The 22,642-nt window shown below is 72.5% G+C and carries 20 protein-coding genes and 6 tRNA genes; 11 read left to right on the forward strand and 15 right to left on the reverse strand.

Annotation, left to right across the window (positions count from 1 at the left end):
• Positions 1-28: 28 nt before the first annotated feature.
• The 3 genes from IF129_RS09980 to IF129_RS09990 all read right to left on the reverse strand — a co-directional run bounded on the left by IF129_RS09980 (position 29) and on the right by IF129_RS09990 (position 780).
• A tRNA-Gly gene (locus IF129_RS09980) sits at positions 29-104 on the reverse strand.
• A 74-nt stretch (positions 105-178) separates the two neighbouring features.
• Positions 179-250 (reverse strand) — tRNA-Gly (locus IF129_RS09985).
• A gap of 212 nt (positions 251-462) precedes the next feature.
• Complete coding sequence (locus tag IF129_RS09990; protein WP_191209207.1) at positions 463-780, reverse strand: histone-like nucleoid-structuring protein Lsr2; 318 nt, start codon at positions 778-780, stop codon at positions 463-465.
• Positions 781-1,155: 375 nt separating this feature from the next.
• Here IF129_RS09990 and purS point away from each other — a divergent pair, with 375 nt between their 5' ends.
• Genes purS through purL form a run of 3 tightly spaced genes read left to right on the forward strand, consistent with a single transcriptional unit; the run spans position 1,156 to position 4,351 of the window.
• Positions 1,156-1,428 (forward strand): phosphoribosylformylglycinamidine synthase subunit PurS, encoded by a 273-nt coding sequence (gene purS / locus IF129_RS09995; RefSeq protein ID WP_191209208.1) that lies wholly within the window; start codon positions 1,156-1,158, stop codon positions 1,426-1,428.
• A complete protein-coding gene (gene purQ, locus IF129_RS10000; protein ID WP_191209209.1) occupies positions 1,425-2,102 on the forward strand; it encodes a phosphoribosylformylglycinamidine synthase subunit PurQ in 678 nt (225 codons plus the stop codon). The genes purS and purQ overlap by 4 nt, the downstream gene beginning before the upstream one ends.
• Positions 2,102-4,351 (forward strand): phosphoribosylformylglycinamidine synthase subunit PurL, encoded by a 2,250-nt coding sequence (gene purL, locus IF129_RS10005; protein WP_191209210.1) that lies wholly within the window; start codon positions 2,102-2,104, stop codon positions 4,349-4,351. The genes purQ and purL overlap by 1 nt, the downstream gene beginning before the upstream one ends.
• Positions 4,352-4,472: 121 nt before the next feature.
• Here purL and IF129_RS10010 read toward each other — a convergent pair whose 3' ends face one another.
• Positions 4,473-4,988 carry a PH domain-containing protein gene (locus IF129_RS10010; protein WP_191209211.1) on the reverse strand — a complete coding sequence of 172 codons (516 nt, stop codon included), beginning with the start codon at positions 4,986-4,988 and terminating at the stop codon, positions 4,473-4,475.
• Between the two features lie 77 nt (positions 4,989-5,065).
• On the opposite strand from IF129_RS10010, the gene IF129_RS10015 reads away from it, so the two are divergent.
• From IF129_RS10015 to purM, 3 genes are all read left to right on the forward strand, one after another.
• The gene (locus IF129_RS10015; RefSeq protein ID WP_191209212.1) at positions 5,066-5,872 is read left to right on the forward strand and encodes a maleylpyruvate isomerase family mycothiol-dependent enzyme; all 807 of its coding nucleotides are present in this window, start codon (positions 5,066-5,068) and stop codon (positions 5,870-5,872) included.
• A gap of 162 nt (positions 5,873-6,034) precedes the next feature.
• Positions 6,035-7,600 (forward strand): amidophosphoribosyltransferase, encoded by a 1,566-nt coding sequence (gene purF, locus IF129_RS10020; RefSeq protein WP_191209213.1) that lies wholly within the window; start codon positions 6,035-6,037, stop codon positions 7,598-7,600.
• 53 nt (positions 7,601-7,653) lie between these two features.
• Positions 7,654-8,754: a phosphoribosylformylglycinamidine cyclo-ligase gene (gene purM / locus IF129_RS10025; RefSeq protein WP_191209214.1), complete on the forward strand. Its 1,101-nt coding sequence runs from the start codon at positions 7,654-7,656 to the stop codon at positions 8,752-8,754.
• A 214-nt stretch (positions 8,755-8,968) separates the two neighbouring features.
• On the opposite strand, the gene IF129_RS10030 is transcribed toward purM, so the two are convergent.
• Positions 8,969-9,220 carry a DUF3073 domain-containing protein gene (locus IF129_RS10030; protein ID WP_191209215.1) on the reverse strand — a complete coding sequence of 84 codons (252 nt, stop codon included), beginning with the start codon at positions 9,218-9,220 and terminating at the stop codon, positions 8,969-8,971.
• Positions 9,221-9,527: 307 nt separating this feature from the next.
• Positions 9,528-10,679: a Leu/Phe/Val dehydrogenase gene (locus IF129_RS10035; protein ID WP_191209216.1), complete on the reverse strand. Its 1,152-nt coding sequence runs from the start codon at positions 10,677-10,679 to the stop codon at positions 9,528-9,530.
• A gap of 229 nt (positions 10,680-10,908) precedes the next feature.
• On the opposite strand from IF129_RS10035, the gene IF129_RS10040 reads away from it, so the two are divergent.
• The gene (locus IF129_RS10040) at positions 10,909-11,811 is read left to right on the forward strand and encodes a hypothetical protein (protein WP_191209217.1); all 903 of its coding nucleotides are present in this window, start codon (positions 10,909-10,911) and stop codon (positions 11,809-11,811) included.
• Between the two features lie 523 nt (positions 11,812-12,334).
• A complete protein-coding gene (gene bldC, locus IF129_RS10045; RefSeq protein WP_027749187.1) occupies positions 12,335-12,541 on the forward strand; it encodes a developmental transcriptional regulator BldC in 207 nt (68 codons plus the stop codon).
• A 526-nt stretch (positions 12,542-13,067) separates the two neighbouring features.
• Here bldC and IF129_RS10050 read toward each other — a convergent pair.
• From IF129_RS10050 to IF129_RS10090, 9 genes are all read right to left on the reverse strand, one after another.
• A complete protein-coding gene (locus tag IF129_RS10050) occupies positions 13,068-13,298 on the reverse strand; it encodes a DUF6274 family protein (RefSeq protein WP_191209218.1) in 231 nt (76 codons plus the stop codon).
• A 178-nt stretch (positions 13,299-13,476) separates the two neighbouring features.
• Positions 13,477-13,551, reverse strand: a tRNA-Asp gene (locus IF129_RS10055).
• Positions 13,552-13,712: 161 nt separating this feature from the next.
• Entirely contained in the window at positions 13,713-17,891 is a 4,179-nt protein-coding gene (gene hrpA / locus IF129_RS10060) for an ATP-dependent RNA helicase HrpA (protein ID WP_191209219.1), read from the reverse strand.
• A gap of 355 nt (positions 17,892-18,246) precedes the next feature.
• Positions 18,247-18,513, reverse strand: a complete 267-nt coding sequence (locus tag IF129_RS10065) for a Txe/YoeB family addiction module toxin (protein ID WP_191209220.1) — start codon at positions 18,511-18,513, stop codon at positions 18,247-18,249.
• Complete coding sequence (locus tag IF129_RS10070) at positions 18,510-18,791, reverse strand: type II toxin-antitoxin system Phd/YefM family antitoxin (RefSeq protein WP_224754728.1); 282 nt, start codon at positions 18,789-18,791, stop codon at positions 18,510-18,512. The genes IF129_RS10065 and IF129_RS10070 overlap by 4 nt, the downstream gene beginning before the upstream one ends.
• A 315-nt stretch (positions 18,792-19,106) precedes the next feature.
• A tRNA-Phe gene (locus IF129_RS10075) sits at positions 19,107-19,183 on the reverse strand.
• A 22-nt stretch (positions 19,184-19,205) separates the two neighbouring features.
• Positions 19,206-19,280, reverse strand: a tRNA-Asp gene (locus IF129_RS10080).
• A 36-nt stretch (positions 19,281-19,316) separates the two neighbouring features.
• Positions 19,317-19,389 (reverse strand) — tRNA-Glu (locus IF129_RS10085).
• A gap of 115 nt (positions 19,390-19,504) precedes the next feature.
• The gene (locus IF129_RS10090; protein ID WP_191209221.1) at positions 19,505-21,241 is read right to left on the reverse strand and encodes a metallophosphoesterase family protein; all 1,737 of its coding nucleotides are present in this window, start codon (positions 21,239-21,241) and stop codon (positions 19,505-19,507) included.
• 75 nt (positions 21,242-21,316) lie between these two features.
• Here IF129_RS10090 and IF129_RS10095 point away from each other — a divergent pair, with 75 nt between their 5' ends.
• From IF129_RS10095 to crcB, 3 genes are read left to right on the forward strand one after another with little or no spacing between them, the layout of a single operon-like run.
• On the forward strand, positions 21,317-21,670 hold the full coding sequence (locus tag IF129_RS10095; RefSeq protein WP_191209518.1) for a metallopeptidase family protein: 354 nt from the start codon (positions 21,317-21,319) through the stop codon (positions 21,668-21,670).
• The gene (locus IF129_RS10100; protein ID WP_318153649.1) at positions 21,667-22,188 is read left to right on the forward strand and encodes a FluC/FEX family fluoride channel; all 522 of its coding nucleotides are present in this window, start codon (positions 21,667-21,669) and stop codon (positions 22,186-22,188) included. The genes IF129_RS10095 and IF129_RS10100 overlap by 4 nt, the downstream gene beginning before the upstream one ends.
• Positions 22,185-22,559 carry a fluoride efflux transporter CrcB gene (gene crcB, locus IF129_RS10105; RefSeq protein WP_191209222.1) on the forward strand — a complete coding sequence of 125 codons (375 nt, stop codon included), beginning with the start codon at positions 22,185-22,187 and terminating at the stop codon, positions 22,557-22,559. Before IF129_RS10100 ends, crcB begins: the two co-directional genes overlap by 4 nt.
• The last annotated feature ends 83 nt before the right edge of the window (positions 22,560-22,642 follow it).

Raw genomic sequence — 22,642 nt, forward strand, 5'->3', positions numbered from 1 at the left:
GACCTCTAGGAGGTCGGGGCCTTCTCGATGGAGCGGACGACGAGGCTCGAACTCGCGACCTCAACCTTGGCAAGGTTGCGCTCTACCAACTGAGCTACGTCCGCACGCTTCCACCCGGCTCTCACCGAGTGGCGCAACAGATACTCTACCCGATCGAGGAGACCGGTTGAGTACGCGGAGCGGGTGACAGGGATTGCACACTGCGCCTCCCTCTTGGAAAGAGGGCGCTCTACTACTGAGCTACACCCGCGTGACCTGCGATCTCGGGCCGTTTCCGGCCCGCCCTCGCGGCGTGTTCCAGACTCTAGCCGATCACCCGGGGGCGGACGCAAGTCGGCGCCGGGCGGGCCGGTGGGGCGGGATCCGCCCGGGGCCGGCAAGAGGGCTTCGGACGCCTCCGGTTGCCGGTCGGGTGCCGGCGCCGACCGGGGCCGGCGCATTCCCGGGGCGCCGGGTGGAAGCTCAACTCGCGGAGCTGAACGCCTCGTAGACCTTCTTCGGGATCCGGCCGCGGGCCGGCACGTCGTACCCGTTGGACTGCGCCCAGGCGCGCACCGTCTGCGGGTCGGGGGCGACCGCCGTGTGCTGGAACGTCTTGCCCGTCCGCGCCCGCTTCCGGCCCGCCCGTACATAGGGGGCCAGCGCACCGCGCAGCTTTTTGGCGTTTGCCGTGCTGAGATCGATCTCGTACGACTTCCCGTCGAGCCCGAACGTGACGGTCTCGACGGCTTCCCCGCCTTCCAGATCGTCGGAGAGTGTGACCACAACGCGCTGTGCCACGGATATCGGTCCTTTCGGGAGGATCCCTGTCTCAGTGGGTCGGCAAAACCCAATCTGACGTGCGGCGACGCGAGGGATCACGGGCGAGCGGACGCCGCGTATTCCTTTCTACAGCGGTCATCATTGCATGGTGAAGCCCGCGCAATTTCCTCCGCGTGTCATGCTGCTATCCGACCCTACGTTTTCCCTGTCGTTTCGTGCAGGGTTTCTGGCCCCCGAGATGTGAACGTGATAAATGACGGACGATATCTACCCGCGTAGAAATTCTCGCCCGGTACGCTGAAGCTGCGGTCGCGCAGGAACCGAGGGGCCCCACCCGGGCCCCCGGCGGGACGCGGCACCGGGCAGCCAAGATCAACACCACCGGGAGTACCTGTGGCTCGCGTCGTAGTCGACGTCATGCTCAAGCCGGAGATCCTCGACCCCCAGGGTCAGGCCGTGCAGCGCGCGCTGCCGCGGCTGGGTTTCGAGGGCATCACGGACGTCCGTCAGGGGAAGCGTTTCGAGCTGGACGTGGAGGGCCCGGTGGACGACGCCGCACTCGCCCGCGTCCGTGAGATGGCCGAGACGTTCCTGGCCAACACCGTCATCGAGGACTTCACCGTCCGCGTCGAGGCGGCCGGGCCCCAGGAAGGGGCCCCGGCATGACCACGCGGATCGGAGTCGTGACGTTCCCCGGCTCCCTCGACGACGCCGACGCGCTGCGCGCCGTCCGCATCGCGGGCGGCGAGCCGGTCACGCTGTGGCACCGGGACACCGACCTGCACCAGGTCGACGCGGTCGTCCTGCCGGGCGGCTTCTCCTACGGCGACTACCTGCGCTGCGGTGCCATCGCCCGCTTCTCGCCCGTCATGGGGACGGTCATCGAGCAGGCCCGGGCCGGCATGCCCGTCCTCGGCATCTGCAACGGCTTCCAGGTGCTCTGCGAGTCGCACCTGCTGCCCGGCGCCCTCACCCGCAACGACCACCTGCACTTCGTCTGCCGTGACCAGCGGCTCACCGTCGAGAACGCCGACACCGCCTGGACCCGCGACTACAGCGCGGGCCAGGAGATCACCGTCCCGCTCAAGAACGGCGAGGGCGGCTACGTCGCCGACGAGCGCACCCTCGACGAGCTGGAGGCGGAGGGCCGCGTCGTCGTCCGCTACCTGGACGGCAACCCCAACGGCTCCCGCCGCGACATCGCCGGGATCACCAACGCCGCCGGCAACGTCGTCGGCCTCATGCCGCACCCCGAGCACGCCGTCGAGACCCTCACCGGGCCGACGACCGAGGGGCTGCCCTTCTTCACCTCCGTACTCAAGCAGCTGGTGAACGCCTGATGACCCTCGACACCGTCAAGCACGCGGCCGGGACCCCGGACGCCCCGCAGCCCTGGGCCGAGCTGGGCCTGAAGGAGAACGAGTACGAGCAGATCCGCGAGATCCTCGGCCGCCGCCCCACCGGCGCCGAGCTCGCCATGTACTCGGTGATGTGGTCCGAGCACTGCTCGTACAAGAGCAGCAAGGTCCACCTGAAGCAGTTCGGCGAGAAGGCCCCCGCGTCGGAGGCCATGCTCGTCGGCATCGGCGAGCAGGCGGGCGTCGTCGACGTCGGCCAGGGCTACGCCGTCACCTTCAAGGTCGAGTCGCACAACCACCCGTCCTACGTCGAGCCCTACCAGGGCGCGGCCACCGGCATCGGCGGCATCGTGCGCGACATCATCGCCATGGGCGCCCGCCCGGTCGCCGTCATGGACCCGCTGCGCTTCGGCGCCGCCGACCACCCCGACACCCGCCGCGTGCTGCCCGGCGTCGTCGCGGGCATCGGCGGCTACGGCAACTGCCTGGGCCTGCCCAACATCGGCGGCGAGGTCGTCTTCGACGCCTGCTACCAGGGCAACCCGCTGGTGAACGCGCTGTGCGTCGGCGTGATGAAGCACGAGGACATCCACCTCGCCAAGGCCAGCGGCGTCGGCAACAAGGTCATCCTCTACGGCGCCCGCACCGGCGGCGACGGCATCGGCGGCGCGTCGATCCTCGCCTCCGAGACCTTCGACTCGACCAAGCCCTCGAAGCGGCCCGCCGTGCAGGTCGGCGACCCCTTCCAGGAGAAGCTGCTCATCGAGTGCACCCTGGAGGCGTTCGCGGAGGAGCTGGTCGTCGGCATCCAGGACCTCGGCGCGGCCGGGCTCTCCTGCGCCACCTCCGAGCTGGCCTCCAACGGCACCGGCGGCATGCGCGTCGAGCTGGACGACGTGCCGCTGCGCGACACGACCCTCTCGCCCGAGGAGATCCTCATGAGCGAGTCGCAGGAGCGCATGTGCGCGGTCGTGGAGCCGTCGAAGGTGGACCGCTTCCTCGCCATCTGCGAGAAGTGGGACGTCACCGCGACCGTCATCGGCGAGGTCACCGACGGCGACCGGCTGGAGATCTTCTGGCACGGCGAGCAGATCGTCGACGTCCCGCCGCGCACCGTCGCGCACGACGGCCCGGTCTACGAGCGCCCGATGGCCCGTCCGGACTGGCTCGACGCCCTCCGGGCGGACGCCGCCGAGGCGCTCGCCCGTCCGCAGGACGGCGACGCGCTGCGGGCACAGGTCCTGCGGCTCGTCGGCTCGCCGAACCAGGCGGACAAGTCCTGGATCACCGCCCAGTACGACAGGTACGTGCTCGGCAACACCGTCCTGTCCCAGCCCGAGGACAGCGGCATGATCCGCGTCGACGAGGAGACCAACCTCGGCGTCGCCGTCTCCACCGACGGCAACGGCCGCTACGCCAAGCTCGACCCGTACGCGGGCGCGCAGCTGGCCCTCGCCGAGTCCTACCGCAACGTCGCCGCGACCGGCGCCAAGCCGCTCGCCGTCACCGACTGCCTGAACTTCCCCTCGCCGGAGGACCCGGCGGGCATGTGGCAGTTCGCCGAGGCGTGCCGGGGCCTGGCCGACGCCTGCCAGGTGCTCGGGACCCCCGTGACCGGCGGCAACGTCTCGCTCTACAACCAGACCGGTGACGTCGCCATCCACCCGACGCCCGTCGTCGGCGTCCTCGGCGTCATCGACGACGTCACCCGGCGCACCCCGATGGCGTTCGCCGAGGAGGGCCAGCTCCTCTACCTGCTGGGCGACACCCGCGAGGAGCTGGGCGGCTCCGCCTGGTCGCAGGTCGTCCACGACCACCTCGGCGGCCGGCCCCCGGCCGTCGACCTGGAGCGGGAGCGGCTGCTCGCGGAGATCCTGATCTCCGCCTCGCGGGACGGCATGATCGACGCCGCGCACGACCTGAGCGACGGCGGCCTCGTCCAGGCGGTCGTGGAGTCCTGCCTGCGCGGCGGCGCCGGGGCCCGGCTCGTCACGCCCGACGGGCTGGACCCGTTCGTGTTCCTGTTCTCCGAGTCGCAGGGCCGGGCCGTCGTCTCCGTGCCGCGCAGCGAGGAACTGCGGTTCACGGACATGTGCGGCGCGCGCGGCCTGCCCGCCACCCGGATCGGCGTGGTCGACGGCGACGCGGTCGAGCTCCAGGGACAGTTCTCCCTGCCGCTGGGCGAGCTGCGCTCGGTCTGGGAGGCGACGATCCCCGACCTGTTCGCCTGAGGGACGTCCGACCCTGCGGCGACGGCACACGGCGAGGGGCCCGGCTCGGGAGGTGATCCTCCCGCGCCGGGCCCCTCGCCGTTGCGGAGGCGGCCGGGCGCGGCCCGGTCCGGCCGGCCGGTCACCGCGGGACGCCGTCACCCCGCTGCTCCTCGTCCACCTGCTGGTAGATCAGCGCCTTCAGACTCTCCGGGTCCGGCACGTGCCGCAGCGTCATCACCCCCTGCTCGGAGGCCGACTGGATGGTCAGCGTCCCGTACCCCAGCAGCCGCTGCCACAGGTGCGCCCGGAAGGACACGTCGTTCACCCGCACCAGCGGGATGCTCCGGCCGCGCTTCGTCAGGAAGCCCGACCGCTTGTAGATCCGCTTCGTGGTGACGATGTACACGGTGAACCGCCACCGCAGCAGCGGCACCAGGGCCCACCACAGCGAGGCGACGGCCGCCGCCCCGAGCACGACGAGCGATGCGCCGCCGCTCCATCCGGCGTCCTGCGGGACGGCCCACAGCAGCAGCCCCGCGCCGCACCAGATCAGGCAGAGCAGCACGAACTCGCTCACCGTCTCCATCCAGTGCTGGCGCGTCAGGTGCACCAGCTCCTCGTCGTCCGCGAGATACCGCTCAGCGATGCCAGCCATGCCGGAATCCTGGCACACGCCACCCGCGCTGCCTACGGAGACGAGGGGCGAGCGGCCCCGGCCGCTACGCTCCCCCCATGCCGCCAGCAGCCTCCCGCAAGCCCCGCGCCTACGATCCGCTCCGGGTCCGCAACGCGCTCGCCGCGCAGGCCGAGACGGTCCGCGCCGCCGCCCACCGCGTCAGTCCCGACCAGCTGACGCGGCCCACCGCGCTCCCCGGCTGGGACGTCCGGCACCTGCTGGTGCACCTCGCGGGCCAGATCGACGCCGTGCCGCGCCTGCTGGCCGAGCCGGCGCCGAAGGCGGACCGGGCGCAGGCCGGGCTGAGCACGTGGGTGACCTCCACCGCCGGGATCTCCGAGCTGCTGGACGCCCGCACCCGGGAGGAGGCCGCCACCGCCGAGGACCCGGCCGCCCTGATCGACGCGGCCACCGAGGAACTGGAGCCGGTGCTGGAGACGGCCGTCCGCGACGACGTCCTGCTTCCGCACCGCTTCGGGGCCGTGCGGGCGCTGGACTTCGCCGTCACCCGGCTCGTCGAGCTGATCGTCCACTCCGACGACCTGGCCCGCGCCCTGGCCGCCCCCGTCACGCTGGACCGCTACGCGCTCGCCGCCACCGTCCGGGTGCTCGCCGACGCCCTGGCGGCCGTGGCACCGGGCGGCGCGGTCGAGATGCGGGTGCCGCCCTTCGCGGTCGTGCAGTGCGCGGAGGGACCCCGGCACACCCGGGGCACCCCGTCCAACGTCGTCGAGACCGACCCGCTGACCTGGGTGCGGCTGGCGACCGGCCGGCTGACGTGGGACCGCGCGGTGAGCGCGCACGCGGTGACGGCGACGGGGGCCCGCGCCGACCTGTCCGCGCACCTGCCCGTGATGCGCTGACGGCCCGCGGCGCCCCGGCCGCGCCCGCCGGTCCCGTCCTCGTGGGAATCGCTGACGCCGCCGTGACGTCCGTCTCGTAGGAAACGCCTCCCGGCCTGGTCAGCGGCCCCGCGCCGGTTCCCCGGTTCGGCGTATCGGGGTGCCGCGTCTAGACTCGACGGCGTGGCACGTGGTGATGGACGACTCAATCACGATCTTCTTCCCGGCGAGAAGGGCCCGCAGGACGCCTGCGGCGTCTTCGGCGTCTGGGCACCCGGTGAAGAGGTCGCCAAGCTCTCCTATTTCGGGCTGTACGCGCTGCAGCACCGAGGGCAGGAGTCCGCCGGCATCGCGGTGAGCAACGGCTCGCAGATCCTGGTCTTCAAGGACATGGGCCTGGTCTCCCAGGTGTTCGACGAGACGTCGCTGGGCTCGCTGCGCGGCCACATCGCCGTCGGCCACGCCCGCTACTCGACGACCGGCGCCTCGGTGTGGGAGAACGCGCAGCCCACCTTCCGCGCCACCGGCCACGGCTCCATCGCCCTCGGCCACAACGGCAACCTGGTGAACACCGCCGAGCTGGCCGAGATGGTCGCCGCGCTGGCCGACGGCCGCCGCGGCGGCCGGGCCAACCAGGTCGCGGCCACCAACGACACCGACCTCGTCACCGCGCTGCTGGCCGGGCAGACCGACGAGGACGGCAAGCCGCTCACCGTCGAGGAGGCGGCCCCGCGCGTGCTGCCCCACGTCCAGGGCGCCTTCTCCTTCGTCTTCATGGACGAGCACACCCTCTACGCCGCCCGCGACCCGCAGGGCATCCGCCCGCTGGTGCTGGGCCGGCTGGAGCGCGGCTGGGTCGTCGCCAGCGAGACGGCCGCGCTGGACATCTGCGGCGCGTCGTTCATCCGCGAGATCGAGCCCGGTGAGCTGATCGCGGTCGACGAGGACGGCCTGCGCAGCAGCCGGTTCGCGGAGGCCCGGCCGAAGGGCTGCGTCTTCGAGTACGTCTACCTGGCCCGGCCCGACACCGACATCGCCGGCCGCAACGTCTACCTGTCCCGCGTCGAGATGGGCCGGCGGCTGGCCGCCGAGGCCCCGGCCGAGGCCGATCTCGTCATAGCGACCCCGGAGTCCGGCACCCCGGCCGCGATCGGCTACGCCGAGGCGAGCGGCATCCCGTTCGGCGCGGGCCTGGTGAAGAACTCCTACGTCGGCCGCACGTTCATCCAGCCGTCGCAGACCATCCGCCAGCTCGGCATCCGGCTCAAGCTGAACCCGCTGAAGGAGGTCATCCGCGGCAAGCGGCTCGTCGTCGTCGACGACTCGATCGTGCGCGGCAACACCCAGCGGGCCCTGGTGCGGATGCTGCGGGAGGCGGGCGCCGCCGAGGTGCACGTCCGCATCTCGTCGCCGCCGATCAAGTGGCCGTGCTTCTTCGGCATCGACTTCGCCACCCGCGCCGAGCTGATCGCCAACGGCCTCACCGTGGACGAGATCGGCACCTCGCTCGGCGCCGACTCGCTCTCCTACATCTCCATCGACGGCATGATCGAGGCGACGAAGATCGCCAAGCCGAACCTCTGCCGCGCCTGCTTCGACGGCGAGTACCCGATGGACCTGCCGGACCCGGAGCTGCTGGGCAAGCACTTCCTGGAGTCCGACGCCGACACGACCGCGCGTCCCGACGCCGACGGTGTGCAGACCCTGCTGACCGGGCCCGGCGGCGCCGACGCGCTGCGCCGCCCCTGACGTCCGATCCGGCCGACCACCGCCGCACCACGGCGCCCCGCCACGGGAGAGACATGACTGACGCTGCTTCCCACGACCCCGTTTCCTACAAGACCGCGGGCGTGGACATCGAGGCCGGCGACCGCGCCGTCGACCTGATGAAGGAGTGGGTCCGCAAGGCCCAGCGTCCGGAGTCGCTCGGTGGCCTCGGCGGGTTCGCCGGACTGTTCGACGCCTCGGCGCTGCGGCGCTACGAGCGTCCGCTGCTCGCCTCGGCCACGGACGGCGTCGGCACGAAGGTGGCCGTCGCCCAGCGGATGGGCGTGCACGACACCATCGGACAGGACCTCGTCGCGATGGTCGTGGACGACATCGTGGTGTGCGGCGCGGAGCCGCTGTTCCTCACCGACTACATCTGCGTGGGCAAGGTCGTGCCCGAGCGGGTCTCCGCCATCGTCAAGGGCATCGCGGAGGGCTGCGTGCTGGCGGGCTGCGCCCTGGTCGGCGGCGAGACGGCCGAGCACCCCGGGCTCCTGGGCCCGGAGGAGTACGACGTCGCCGGTGCGGCCACCGGCGTCGTGGAGGCCGACCGGCTGCTGGGCGCCGAGCGCATCCGTCCGGGTGACGTCGTCATCGGCATGGCCTCCTCCGGACTTCACTCGAACGGGTACTCCCTGGTGCGGCACGTCTTCCTGGAGCGGGCCGGCTGGGCGCTCGACCGCGACGTGCCGGAGTTCGGCCGGACGCTGGGCGAGGAGCTGCTGGAGCCCACCCGCATCTACTCCCTGGACTGCCTCGCCCTCACCCGCACCACCGAGGTGCACGCCTTCGCGCACATCACCGGCGGCGGACTGGCCGGGAACCTGGCCCGCGTCGTGCCGGACCACCTGCACGCGACGCTGGACCGCGCCACCTGGGCGCCGGGCCCCGTGTTCGACGCGGTGGGCCGGGTCGGCGGCGTCACCCGCGCGGAGCTGGAGAAGACGTTGAACATGGGCGTCGGCATGGTGGCCGTCGTGGCGCGCGAGGCCGCCGACGCGGCACTCACCACGCTCGCCGACCGGGGTGTGGACGCCTGGGTGGCGGGGGAGATCACCGACCGCGCTCCGGACGCCGGTTCGACGGGTGACGCCGCGGCGGCCGCCGTCACCCTCACCGGTGACTACGCGGCCTGACCGGTCCGACCGGGCCTGAGCCGTACCCGCCGCGCCCCCCGTCGGGCTTCGACCGCCCGTCGGGGGCCCGACGGAGGCGCGGTTTCGCCGGGCACACCGTCGTCGTCCGGGCACGCCTGAGGGCCCCACCACGGGTGGGGCCCTTCACAGGCGAAAATCCTTTACGCCCTGCGCGGCGCTCGTCCAGCGATTGTTCCGGCGGAACCGGCGAACGTCACGCGCGGCGACGCTGGGGCGAGTCGTCCCGCTGGGACTCCTCGTCCTCGTCGTCGGCGTTGTAGAGGTCGGCGTACCGTGCGTACGGGTCGTCTTCCTCGTCGTCCTCGAACGGCTCACCGTTCGGCGGCTGCTGCGCCGGCGTTGCACCCAGCTCTTCGGCCAGACGCGAGAGATCCGTCCCGCCGCTGTTGTACTTCAGCTGGCGGGCGACCTTCGTCTGCTTGGCCTTGGCCCGGCCGCGCCCCATGGCTCGACCCCCTCAACGACGGGGCTCGACGGCCCCAGAGTCTTGACACGCGTTCATGGTGGAGAGCGGACTCTCGGTGGAGAGACCGGCTCTTAGAGCTTCAACGGTACCTGCTTCCGCGCCCGTACGGTACGCCGTCCGCGCGACCGAGCAGGTCCCCGGCACGCCCGGTGACCGATGCTTCGCTGGTCAGAACGCATTTTACCGCCCCCCGAGCGGAAGACCCGCCGGGGGGTGGTGAGAGAAATCTCCCCCACCACCCGTCACCCACCGTGACGGCGGCCGACGCCCGGACGGGTCCTCCGGCTCAGCCCACCGCGCCCGGCAGGCGCGTCCCGGCGGAGATCCGCTGTTCGGCGACGCGGTCGGCGGCGACGGCCGCCGGCACCCCCTCGGTGTCGGCCCTCCGGAGGATCTCCAGGGTCGTGTCGAAGATCCGCTCCGCCTTCGCCTTCGCGCGCGCGAAGTCGAACCCGTGCAGCTCGTCGGCGACCTGGATCACGCCGCCCGCGTTCACGACGTAGTCCGGCGCGTAGAGCACGCCGCGGTCCGCGAGGTCCTTCTCCACCCCCGGGTGGGCGAGCTGGTTGTTCGCCGCGCCGCAGACGACCGCGGCCGTCAGCTCCGGCACCGTCGCGTCGTTCAGGGCGCCCCCGAGGGCGCACGGGGCGTACACGTCCAGCCCCGGCAGACGGACCAGGGCGTCGGCGTCGGCCACCGCCGTGACCTGCGGATGGGCGGCCCGCACCCGCTCGACCGCCTCCTCGCGCACGTCGGTGACCACGACCTCCGCGCCGTCCGCCAGCAGGTGCTCCACGAGGTGGTGGCCCACCTTGCCGACGCCCGCGACGCCCACCGTCCGGCCGCGCAGGGTCGCAGCGCCCCAGCGGTGCCGCGCGGCGGCCCGCATGCCCTGGAAGACGCCGAAGGCGGTCAGCACCGAGGAGTCGCCCGCGCCGCCGTGCTCGGGGGAGCGGCCCGTCGTCCAGCGGCACTCCCGGGCGACGACGTCCATGTCGCGCACGTAGGTGCCGACGTCGCACGCCGTCACGTAGCGCCCGCCCAGGGAGGCGACGAAGCGCCCGTAGGCGAGCAGGAGCTCCTCGCTCTTGGTCTTCTCCGGGTCGCCGATGATGACGGCCTTGCCGCCGCCGTGGTCGAGGCCCGCCAGCGCGTTCTTGTACGACATGCCCCGCGCGAGGTCGAGGGCGTCCTGCGCGGCGGCCGCCTCGGGGAAGTCCTCGCCCTCGTAGGCGTGGAACCGGGTGCCGCCGAGCGCCGGACCGAGCGCGGTGGAGTGGAGGGCGATGACGGCCTTGAGCCCGCTCGCCGGGTCCTGGCAGAACACGACCTGCTCGTGACCGCCCAGCTCCGAGCGGAAGAGCCCGGACAGCACGGCGTCGGTCGGTGTTCCGTGCACGCCGTCGACGTTGACGGCGGCGCTACGTACGTCAGTCACGGTGGTGACTCCTGTAGTCGCGGTGGACGCCCTCCGGGGGTGGGGAGGGCCTGTGGGCAGCAGATTACGACCTCGCGGCGGAGTGTGGGGTCGTCCGATCATGGGGAGTGCCACTATGTCCCGGGGGACGTCCCGGCGGGGCGGCCGCGTCGCGGTCGTGCCCGCGGGCGCGGAGCCTCGGTACCGGCCCCGAGCGGGCCGCCGAGCGCGTCGAGAGGAGGGGGTGAGCGTGGGCCCGACCCCCGGAGTCCCCGTGCCGTACACGGCCTATCTGCGCGTGTACGAGCCGCTGGCCGCCTTCCCCGAGCCGGAGCGCACCCACTGGGCGCGGTACGCCCGCACGGAGCGCCGCCCCGGCGCCCAGGACGAGCTGCGCCGGGCCCTGGCCGGCCTGCTGCCCGTGCCGCCGCTCGCCGTCCCCGAGCAGGAGAGCGGCGACGCGTTCGTGGCCGAGATCGGCGGGGTGGTGTGCGTCTGCCCGTGGCGGACGCGGCTGCGCGCCTGGCTCGCCCTGGCCGAGGCCGACCGGGAGCTGCCGGCCCCGCTGCTGCGGGCCGCGCTGCCGTCCGTCGTCCGCAGGCAGGCCGAGGCCGACTACGAGAGCTGGCGGGAGCGGAACCCGGACGCCCGCCCCTGGCTGCGCTCCGCGCTCTGGCACGTGCCGGTCCGGTGGTTCCTGCTCTTCTCGGACGAGGAGCGGGAGTACCGCAAGCGCGGTGCGGGCGGCGACATCGGCGGCGCCGAGGACGCGGACGGCGCCGCCATCGGTGAGGGTGCCGAGGACGGGGCGGCCATGCTGCGCTACCGGACGCCCATGGTGCAGGCCCGGCGCCGGCTCGCGCGCTCCCTGCGGACGCTGCGCACGGAGGTGCAGGAGGGACCGCTCGTCGACGGCCTGGTAGATGTGGGGCGGTGGCTGGAGGAGTTCCATCCCCGTTCACTCGTCGAGCTGGACTACGGCGGGCTGGTGCATACGATCTCCGAGGACGACCTCGCGGCGGACCACTCGGCGGCGGACGCGGCCGAGGGGATCGCGGCCCTGCGCGACGGTGACACCGAACGTGCGGGCACGTGCTTCGAGGTCCTCACCGATCGGTGGCGCGCGGTGCAGGAGCGGCAGTTCGCGAGTTGACGGGCGTCCCGGCCCTCGTCGGGACTCCCGCCGCCCGGGTGCGTGACGGTAGGGTACCGGGACCTTGGTCCCGAACCGGGCCAAAGGCTCAAGCGTGACGGATGGCACGCAAGCGTGCGTAAAGAGCCCCTTGCCCGCAAGCCCACTCCTCGTGTCAAAATAGGACAAGGAGTCCGGACGGTCTCCTTCCGTCCTCCTGGGGGCGGACACTTCGGATACTTCGGTACCGCACCGCTTGTTCACTTTGGTGCCACCTCGTCTGGGATTGTGACGTATCGTCACACGGCCGTGACTGCCCGTTATGGGGCGGTCCATCGTCATCCGTCGAGGTTGCGCCCCGGAGAGGGCAATTCCGTCAGTTTGGCCGACGTGGCTGGACCGATGGTGTAGTTGTAGTGCCGAGGACAAGCCGTTCGTCCTATAACCGACTCGTCCCGCGTGCGCCATTTCGGGCAACGCGGGCCAAGGTGCAGAATTTAGAGGAAAGAACCGTGATGGTTCGGTTCTCCCGAGGAGGCCGCTCATGACCGCTCGCACCCCTGATGCCGAGCCGCTGCTGACCCCGGCTGAGGTCGCCACCATGTTCCGCGTCGACCCGAAGACGGTCACGCGCTGGGCAAAGGCGGGCAAGCTCACGTCGATCCGCACGCTCGGTGGTCACCGCCGCTACCGCGAGGCGGAGGTGCGCGCACTGCTCGCGGGTATCCCGCAGCAGCGCAGCGAGGTCTGAATACACCGCATAACGGACGTACCGGGATGACCCCCGGTGGTGTTCCGCCCCCACGAAACACGTCAGGTCGCCGCACCGCGGCGCCTGTGCATGCTCGTCGACGATCGCGTCGGACTCCGCCGGGTCCGGCGCGATTCGCGTTGTGGGGCCACCTCGACCGGCTCGCCCGTGCGGCCCCGTGGTGTCACATCCGTCCACACCGTCGCCCGGGTCGGCTCACTGCGGCTCGGGCCGCTTCGGCGGGTACCCGGGTCGGACCCGTCGGGGGAGTGTGCCGGGGTCCGGTGAGGGCACACGAGGGAGTGGTTGAAGGCTTCGTGCAATTGCACATATTAAATTGATCGGGTGTAGGGGTGGTATAAAGTCCCCGTTCTCACCACCCATTTCGGTGACTCCCGTCACACGAACGCGTTCTTGCCGCCCCAACGTACTGTGCGGTAATGGGACTTCGGTGTTCCACCCGTCTCACGGCCGCCCGTCCAGGACCAGCCTCCCACCTCGGGTGCCCCGCCGGAGCGGGCTTTCGTCACGACGTCCCGGGACTTTCGTCCCCCGTCGACCGGTAGGGCCGCTCGGTGCCCCCCGACGGGCGTTCACCGGCCTCCTCCTGCGCCAGGAGCAGCAACCGGTGGCAGACCGGGCAGCGCCGCGTCACGTGGCGGTAGCGGGCGTTCAGCGACAGGTGCGCGGCGGCGGACAGATGGGCCCGCAGCAGAGCGGCCGTCTCCCGGCGCCGTCCGCGCTCCACCGATCCCATGGGCGCCCCCTTCGTTGTAGCAGGGGTACTCGCGCTCCGTAGCGGCGTCAAGACGGCACGGCCCGCCCCCGTCCACGCCCCCGGGGCCCCGCCCGCGCCCCCGCCTGCGGCGCGGACCGATGTCCGGCAACGGGAAAGGGCCCGGATCTCTGGCGAGATCCGGGCCCTTCGACTGCTGCGGTCCTGACGGGATTTGAACCCGCGGCCTCCACCTTGACAGGGTGGCGAGCACTCCAAACTGCTCCACAGGACCATCGCGCCGATCTGCTCGACCGGCGCGAGACCAGACTGTACAGCAGCGTGGCCCACCTGTGCGAATCCGTCGCCCCCCGCCCCCGTACGGGCCGCCTGCGACCGGTCCTCAGCCGCTCCGCGGCCTGCGCGCGGCCCGTGCGCCGACGTCGTGGACGCGCCCTACGGGGCGGCGGCGTCCACCGCCTTCACGATCCGCTTGTCCGAGACCGGGTACGCCGTGCCCAGCGCGTGGGCGAAGTAGCTGACCCGCAGTTCCTCGATCATCCAGCGGATCTCGCGGGCCTGCGCCGGCACCGGCCGTCCCGCCGGGAACTGCTCCAGCAGCCACGCGTACTCGTCCTGCATCTCCTTGACCTTCGCCATGCGGCTGCGGTCCCGCTCCGCGTGCGTCGGCAACTGCTGGAGCCGCCGGTCGACGGCCGTGAGGTACCGCAGCAGGTCCGGCAGCCGCCGGGCGCCGTGCGCCGTCACCAGGCCCGGGCACATCAACGCGGCCAGCTGCTCCCGGACGTCCGCCAGCGACGGCAGCAACGTCGCGCTGCGCGCCAACGGCGGCGACTTCATGCGACGTTCGCACGACTGCCAGGCGACCAGCACCTCCTGCACCTGCCGCACCGTCTTCAGCGTCGCGTCCACGATGTCGGTGCGCACGGCGTCGAACAGCTTGCGGAACCCCTCCTCGTCCCAGGCGGGGCCCCCGTGCGCGGCGACGAGCAGGTCCGTCGCCGCGCTCACGCAGTCCTCGAACAGGGCCTGGACGCTGCCGTGCGGGGACGCGGCCAGCGCCAGCTTCTGCTGGTTCGTCAGCTTCGACTGGGCGAACTTCCCCGGATCCGAGGGCAGGTTCAGCCGGATCAGCCGACGCGTGCCGCGCCACATGGCCTCCTGCTGCTCGGCCTCGGTGTCGAAGAGCCGCACGGACACCGAGGAGCCGTCGTCCACCAGCGCCGGGAAGGCCTTGACCGGCTGCCCGGCCCGCCGGGTCTCGAAGGTGCGCTCCAGCGTGCCGAGGGTCCACGCCGTCAGCCCGCTGCGCGGCTGCGTCCCGGTCGCCGGTCCGGACGACCGCCCGTCGTGACCACCGGCGTCCGGCGAACCCGTCCCGGCGCCGCCACGTCCCCGGCGGCCACCCCGTCCGCCCTGGCCCGCCGTGGCCTCGAACGCCCGCGAGAGCGCCTCCCGCGCCTGCGGCCTGAACCGCAGCCGCAGCGCCTCCAGGTCCTTGTCCTCGGCCTCCGCCGCGGCCCTGCCCCGTACCGGCCGGCCGCGCTCGTCCACCACCCGGAACGTGACGCGCAGGTGGGCGGGGACCTTGGCCCGGTCGAAGTCCTCCTGCGCCACGGGCACGCCCGTCATCCGGTGCAGCGCCCGGCCCAGCACGGCGGTCAGCGGCTCGTCCAGCGGCACGCCCTCCGGCGCCCGGAAGCCGGCGAGGAACCGCTCGGCGAAGTTCGGCGCCGGCACGCAGTTGCGCCGGATCGGCTTGGGCAGGGAACGGATCAGCTCCGTGACGACGTCGAGCCGCAGCCCCGGGATCTGCCAGTCGAAGCCCTCGGGCCGCACCTGGTTGAGCACCTGCAGCGGCACGTGGACCGTGACGCCGTCCGCGTCCGTCCCCGGCTCGAACTGGTAGGTCACCTTCAGCCGCAGCCCGCCCTGCCGCCACACGTCCGGGTAGTCGTCCTTGGTGACGGCCCCGGCCCGCTCGTTCATGAGCATCGACTTCTCGAAGCTCAGCAGGTCCGGCTCCGCGCGCCGCCGGTGCTTCCACCAGGAGTCGAAGTGCGCGCCGGAGACGACGTGGTCGGGGACGCGCTGGTCGTAGAAGTCGTAGAGCGTCTCGTCGTCGACGAGGATGTCCCGGCGCCGGGCACGGTGCTCCAGCTCCTGCACCTCGCCGAGCAGCTTGCGGTTGTCGTGGAAGAACTGGTGGTGCGTACGCCAGTCCCCCTCGACGAGGGCGTTGCGGATGAACAGGTCGCGGCACGTCTCCGGATCGATGCGGCCGTAGTTGACCTTCCGCCGCGCGACGACCGGGACGCCGTACAAGGTCACCTTCTCGTACGCCATCACCGCCGCCTGCTTCTGCTCCCAGTGCGGCTCGCTGTACGTCCGCTTCACCAGGTGCTGCGCCAGCGGCTCGATCCAGTCGGGGTCGATCTTGGCGTTGACGCGGGCCCACAGCCGCGACGTCTCCACCAGCTCCGCCGACATCACCCACCGCGGCGCCTTCTTGAACAGAGCCGAGCCCGGGAACAGGGCGAACTTCGCGCTCCGCGCCCCCAGGTACTCGTTCCCGCGCGCCGCCGCCCGGCCGTTCTCCCCACCGGTGTCCTTCAGCCCGACGTGCGAGAGCAGACCGGCCAGCAGCGAGCGGTGGACGGCGTCCGGCGGCGCCTCCGCCTCCCCGATCGTGACGCCGAGGGTCCTGGCCACCTGCCGCAGCTGCGCGTAGATGTCCTGCCACTCCCGTATGCGCAGGTAGTTCAGGAACTCTCCCTTGCACATCCGGCGGAACGCGGAGGAGGACAGCTCCCGCTGCTGCTCCCGCACGTAGTTCCACAGGTTGAGGAAGGCGAGGAAGTCACTCGTCTCGTCCCGGAAGCGCGCGTGGTGCTGGTCCGCCTGCTGCTGCTTGTCCGCGGGCCGCTCGCGCGGATCCTGGATGGACAGCGCCGCCGCGATCACCATGACCTCGCGCACGCAGCCGTTGCGGTCCGCCTCCAGCACCATGCGGGCCAGCCGGGGGTCGACGGGCAGCTGCGCCAGCTTGCGGCCCGTCTCCGTCAGCCGCCTGCGGGGGTCCTTCTCCGCCGTGTCCAGCGCCCCCAGCTCCTCCAAGAGCTGCACGCCCGCCTTGACGCTGCGCTGGTCCGGCGGGTCGATGAACGGGAAGCGCGCGATGTCGCCGAGCCCCGCCGCCGTCATCTGGAGGATCACGGACGCCAGGTTCGTCCGCAGGATCTCCGCGTCCGTGAACTCCGGCCGGGAGAGGAAGTCCTCCTCCGAGTACAGCCGGACGCAGACACCGTCCGAGGTGCGCCCGCAGCGCCCCTTGCGCTGGTTGGCGCTGGCCTGCGAGATGCGCTCGATCGGCAGCCGCTGCACCTTCGTGCGGTGGCTGTAGCGGGAGATGCGGGCGGTGCCCGGGTCGATGACGTACTTGATGCCCGGCACCGTCAGCGACGTCTCCGCCACGTTCGTGGCCAGCACGACGCGCCGGCCGGTGTGCGCCTGGAACACCCGGTGCTGCTCGGCGTGCGACAGCCGCGCGTACAGCGGCAGCACCTCGGTGGAACGCAGCCTCTTCTTGACGAGGGCGTCCGCCGTGTCGCGGATCTCGCGCTCCCCGGACAGGAAGACCAGGATGTCGCCGGGCCCCTCGGCCTGCAGCTCGTCCACCGCGTCGCAGATCGCCGTGACCTGGTCGCGGTCGCCCTCCTCGCCGTCCTCCTCCAGCAACGGCCGGTACCGCACCTCCACCGGGTACGTCCGCCCGCTGACCTCGACGATCGGAGCCCCCGGCCCGGCGCCGTCCCCGCCCGCCTCGGCCGCCTCGGCCGCCTCGCCCGCCTCGGCCCCTGGGCCGGCGGCCGTGACGGTCGCGAAGCGACCGAAGTGCCGGGAGAACCGCTCCGGGTCGATGGTCGCCGAGGTGATGACGACCTTGAGGTCCGGGCGCCGGGGCAGCAGCTGCGCGAGGTACCCCAGCAGGAAGTCGATGTTGAGGCTGCGCTCGTGCGCCTCGTCGATGATGATCGTGTCGTACTGACGCAGCTCGCGGTCGGTCTGGATCTCCGCCAGCAGGATGCCGTCCGTCATCAGCTTGACGAGCGTGGTGTCGCTCACCTGGTCGGTGAACCGCACCTTCCAGCCCACGGCCTCGCCCAGCGACGTCCCCAGCTCGTCCGCCACCCGCTCGGCCACGGTGCGCGCCGCGATCCGGCGCGGCTGCGTGTGCCCGATCAGCCCCCTGACGCCCCGGCCCAGCTCCAGGCAGATCTTCGGGATCTGGGTGGTCTTGCCCGAACCCGTCTCGCCCGCGACGATCACCACCTGGTGGTCCCGGACGGCCGCCAGGATCTCGTCCTTCTTCTGGCTGACGGGCAGCGCCTCCGGGTAGGTGATCCGGGGCACCGCCGCGCGCCGGGCGGCGATCCGGGCCTCCGCCCGCTCCACCTCGGCGGCGATCTCGGCCAGCACGGCCTCCCTCGCCTCCGGCTTGCGGACACGCCGAACACCGTCGAGACGGCGGCCCAGCCGCCGCTCGTCGCGCGGCATCAGTTCGGAGACCCGCTCCAGCAGGGCGGGCAGGGTGAGGTCAGGCGCAGCAGACATACGCCCCCCAGCATCCCACCCGCCGGCCGGAACCGGCGAGCGCATTACCGTCGCCCGGGCCGGCCGGTCAGCGCGCGTCGTTCTCCCCCAGCCCGACCAGCCGGGCACGCCGTCCGGCGATCACCCCGTCCGGCATGACGAAGACCTCCGCCCTCGACGGCCACCTCGCCCTCCTCGACCCTCCGCACGACGCCGAGCCCCCGCGAACCGCCCCCCCCGGGCCCCTCGACGGCCCCGCCGTATGCCTGCTCCCCGTTCCGCGACCAGCCGCACCCCGCAGCTCCCTCCGGGCCGACCTCAAACGCGTCACGACCCTGAGCCCGCCCACCGACCCCCGCCGCCGGGCGGCTCCCGCTCAACCCCGGTCGTAGTGGTACCGGCACGCCAGGACGTGAGTCACGTCGTCCTCGTCGATGCGGTAGACCAGCCGGTGTTCGGAGTTGACGCGCCGGGACCAGTAGCCGGAGAGGTCGTTCCGCAGCGGCTCGGGCTTGCCGATCCCCTCATGGCCGTTGCGGCCGATGTCGGCGAGCAACTGGTTGACTCGTTTGAGGAGCTTTCGGTCGTTCTTCTGCCACCACAGGTAGTCGCTCCAGCCGTCGCCCAGGAAGCGGACCTTCACGCAGGGCTCCGGCGGGGCTCGTCGTCCGGATCCACCAGCTCCCGGACCGTGCCCCCGCCCGCCCGGTCCTGTTCGATGGTCCGGCGCAGACGCTCGGCCATCGCGGGTGACCGGAGCAGGTAGTCGGTCTCCTTCAGCGCCTCGTACTCGGCGAGCGAGACGACGACCATCGGCTCGTGGCCGGCGCGAGTGATCACCAACTCCTCGGCGTCGTTCTCCACCGCGTCGAGGGCATCGGCGATGCCGGCGCGCAGTTCGGTGACACTCATCGTCTTCATGGTGTACAGAATAACGTACAGGCGCTGGTGGTCTCGGCGCTGACGGCCGGGATCTCGTCGAGGCGGACGGAGCGGCCTGCGCTCACTGCGGGTGGTGACACCGCCCAGAACGGGTTCCGCCCGGCGGACCGTGGCCATGCCGCGCGCCTGAGCCGGAGGGGCTCGGAGGCCGGGAAGCAGAGCACTGTGGTGCTGACACGTCAGCACCGCGTCAGCACACGAAACTCTGGGGACGACCGCCGTCCGTGCGTTGCTTCACCCGGGGTACGCAACGAGAACGTCCCGGACGGCGTGCCGTCCGGGACGTTCTCGTTCTGGTGGCTGGGGCCGGGGTCGAACCGGCGACCTTCCGCTTTTCAGGCGGACGCTCGTACCAACTGAGCTACCCAGCCACGCAACCCCGGGGGGTTGCAGCGGTCCTGACGGGATTTGAACCCGCGGCCTCCACCTTGACAGGGTGGCGAGCACTCCAAACTGCTCCACAGGACCAGGCGTGTGCGGAACGGATTCCGCACGGGTGGTGCGTGCCCCCAACGGGATTCGAACCCGTGCTACCGCCTTGAAAGGGCGGCGTCCTGGGCCACTAGACGATGAGGGCTGATGGCCCACCTGGGCGCTTCGTCAGCGCGTCGGGGACGTGAGAAGCATATGGGATACCGCGACGGTTCGCCAAAACGGATTTCCGGTGGTGGCGCCGGTGGTGGCCGGGCCGGTTAGTTCGGGGTGGCGGTGGACGCGGGTTCGCGGGCGGGCGGGGAGGGCGTGTCGGGCGGGGCGTTCGGGGTGGCGGTGCCGGACGGGGCGGAGCCCGTCGGCGACGGCTGGGCCGAGGGGGCGTCGGACGGCTCGGCGAGCGGATCGTCGACGTAGTGCCGGCGGACCTCGGCGGACGTCAGCCCGAGCCCCCCGAGGGTGATCTCGTCCCACGCCTGGAGACGGCGGGTGTCCTGGTCGAGGTAGAGGACGGAGGCCTGGACGTCCGCCGGTGCCTCGCCCTCGACCGCGCGCAGCCCGCCGCCGCCGGAGGAGCCCTCGACCATCAGCCGGGTCCCGCGCGGCAGGTCGTGCTGCTTGCGGTTGTGCGTGTGTCCGGCGAGGGCGAGCGGGACGGCCCCGTCGATCTCCTCGGCCAGGACGGGGTTGTGGGCGACGGCGATGTCCACCGGACGTCCGGCCTCGGCGTGCAGGCGCAGGATCTCGGCCAGGGCGCGGCCCGAGGCCCGTTCGGCGGGGTCGCCGGCGGCGATGACGGAGCGGTCGGGGGTGAACTGGGGGTCGCCCATCCCGGCGATGCGCAGCCCCGCGACGTCGACGGGCTCGCCGTTGTCGAGGACGTGCACGTTCTCCATCTCCCGCAGGTACTGCTGCGTGGTCAGGGAGTCGTGGTTGCCGCGCACCCAGACGAAGGGGGCGCCGAGCTCGGCGGCCGGGTCCAGGAAGGAGTTCTCGGCGGCGGTGCCGTGGTCCATGGTGTCGCCGCTGTCGATGACGACGTCGATCTCGTACTGGTCGACCAGGGACTCGATGATCGACCACGACGCCGGGTTGAGGTGGATGTCCGAGACGTGCAGGGCCCGGATCGTCGAGGGGTCGGGCGCGTAGGTGGGGAGCGTGGAGACGGCGTCGTAGAGCTTGGTGACGTTCGTGACGAGCCGGGCCAGCTCCTTCTGGTAGACGTCGAAGTCGGACGCGATGCTGCGCGCGTTGCCGACCAGGCTGGGCGCGCCCGCGAGGAGCCCGGAGAACTTGGGCTCCAGGACGGCCTTCGGGTTCCAGGTGGCGGCGGCGGTCCCGGCGGAGGCGGCCAGCAGCACCAGGGCGAGCCCGCCGGCGGCCAGCGCGCGCCGGGGCCGGCGGTAGACGGCCAGGCCCAGGGTCGTCGCCCCGAGGACGACGGCCAGGGAGGAGCGTACGGCCAGGTCGCGGGTGCCGGACTCGACGTCCGCCGTGACCCGGTCCTGCAGCCCGTCGATGGTCTCCGGGCGGTCCACGAGGGAACCGACGCGTTCCGGGTCCAGCCGGGTCACGTCCACGTCGAGCCGCAGGGGCGCCGTGTGGCTCTCCAGCTCCAGCGCACCGAGCGGCGCCACGTTGATGCGGGTGCCGCCGTCGATCGAGGGGCGCAGCGTCATCGTGGTGTCCATCGGCCCGACGGGCTTGTGCACGTTGCCCACGGTGAGGAGGCCGAGCCAGGCGCCGAGGACCGTCACGGCGGTCAGGCCGAGGGCGCGCAGCCACGGGCGGGCGCGGCGCTCGTGGGCCAGTTCGGGCAGGACGCCCGCGCGACGCCGCGGGGCGGCGCGCCGGGGCGGGCGCCGGGCGGGGTCTCCGGGGGCGCCGGGGCGGGCGGAACGGCGGAGCAGGGTGCGGGCGGCGGTTCCGCGGCGTCCGACGGCGTTGCCGAAGCTGCGGACGGCGGCGCCGAACGACCTGAGCGGGGCACGGGCCATGTCCGGCATGTGCCCAGCGGGTGACCGAGTATGCGACCGCGGTCCCGCGTGACCGACAATGGCCCAGTGGTGGAGATGACGCGCGAGGAGTTCGAGGAACTGGTCGGCGAGGCGCTCGACCGGGTCCCGCCCGAGCTGACCCGGCTGATGGACAACGTGGCCGTCTTCGTCGAGGACGAGCCGTCCCCCGAGGATCCCGAACTGCTCGGACTGTACGAGGGCACGCCGCTGACCGAACGGGGCGAGTGGTACGCGGGCGTCCTGCCGGACCGCATCTCGATCTACATGGGCCCCACGCTGCGGCTGTGCGAGCGGGAGGGCGGTGGACGGGAGCTGGTCGTCGAGGAGGTCGAGATCACCGTGGTGCACGAGATCGCGCACCACTTCGGGATCGACGACGACCGGCTGCACGCGCTGGGCTACGGGTGAGCGGCGGGGCGGGGCCGACCGGGCGGGCGGGCTCCCGCCTCCCGGACCCGGACGAGGACGCCGTCGACCCGGACGTGGACCTGCGCGTTCCGGCCGACCGCGCCGAGATGTCCGGCCGACGCCGCTGGGGCGTGCTGGCCGTGATCGCCCTCGGCGGCGCGGTGGGCGGACTCGCCCGCTACGCGGCCCTGCGGTGGTGGCCCACCGGGGGCGGGGAGTTCCCGACCGCTCTGCTCGGCGTGAACGTCGTGGGCTGCGCGCTGCTGGGCGTGCTGATGGCGTGGATCGGCGCGCGCGGTGCGCATCCGCTGCTCCGCCCCTTCCTGGGGGTGGGGGTCCTGGGCGGCTTCACCAGCTTCTCCGGCTTCGCGCTCGACGGCACGCTCCTGTTCGACGCCGCCGCGCCCGGGACGGCGCTGGGCTACCTCGCCGCGACGCTGCTGCTCTCGCTGACGGCCGTCTGGGCGGGCGTCGTCCTGGGGCGGCGGGCCCTCGGCGGCGGGAGGGCGGCCGGGTGATGTGGCTGCTGGTGGCGCTCGGGGCCGCGGCGGGGGCGCCGCTGCGGTACCTCGTCGACCGCGCGGTGCAGGTCCGGCACGCGTCCGACTTCCCGTGGGGGACCTTCACCGTCAACGTCACCGGTTGTCTCCTGCTCGGGGTGCTGACGGGCGCGGTGCGCGGCGGTGGGCTCGGCCCGGCGGCCCAGGTCTGGATGGGCACCGGGCTGTGCGGCGCGCTCACCACCTACTCGACCTTCTCCTACGAGGCGCTGCGCCTCGTCGAGCGGGGCCGGCCGGGTCTGGCCCTGGCGAACGTGCTGGGGGCGACGGCGGTCGGCCTGGGCGCGGTGGCGCTCGGATGGTGGTTGGTGCGCGGCGCGGTGGGGTGAGTGGTGGGGTGAGTCGTGGCGCCGGACGGCGGAGGCGGCGTGGCGGGCGTGGGGCGTGTCCTCGACACGGACAACGGAGTTGG

Source organism: Streptomyces chumphonensis (assembly GCF_014779715.1).
GTDB classification, from domain to species: Bacteria; Actinomycetota; Actinomycetes; order Streptomycetales; family Streptomycetaceae; genus Streptomyces; species Streptomyces chumphonensis.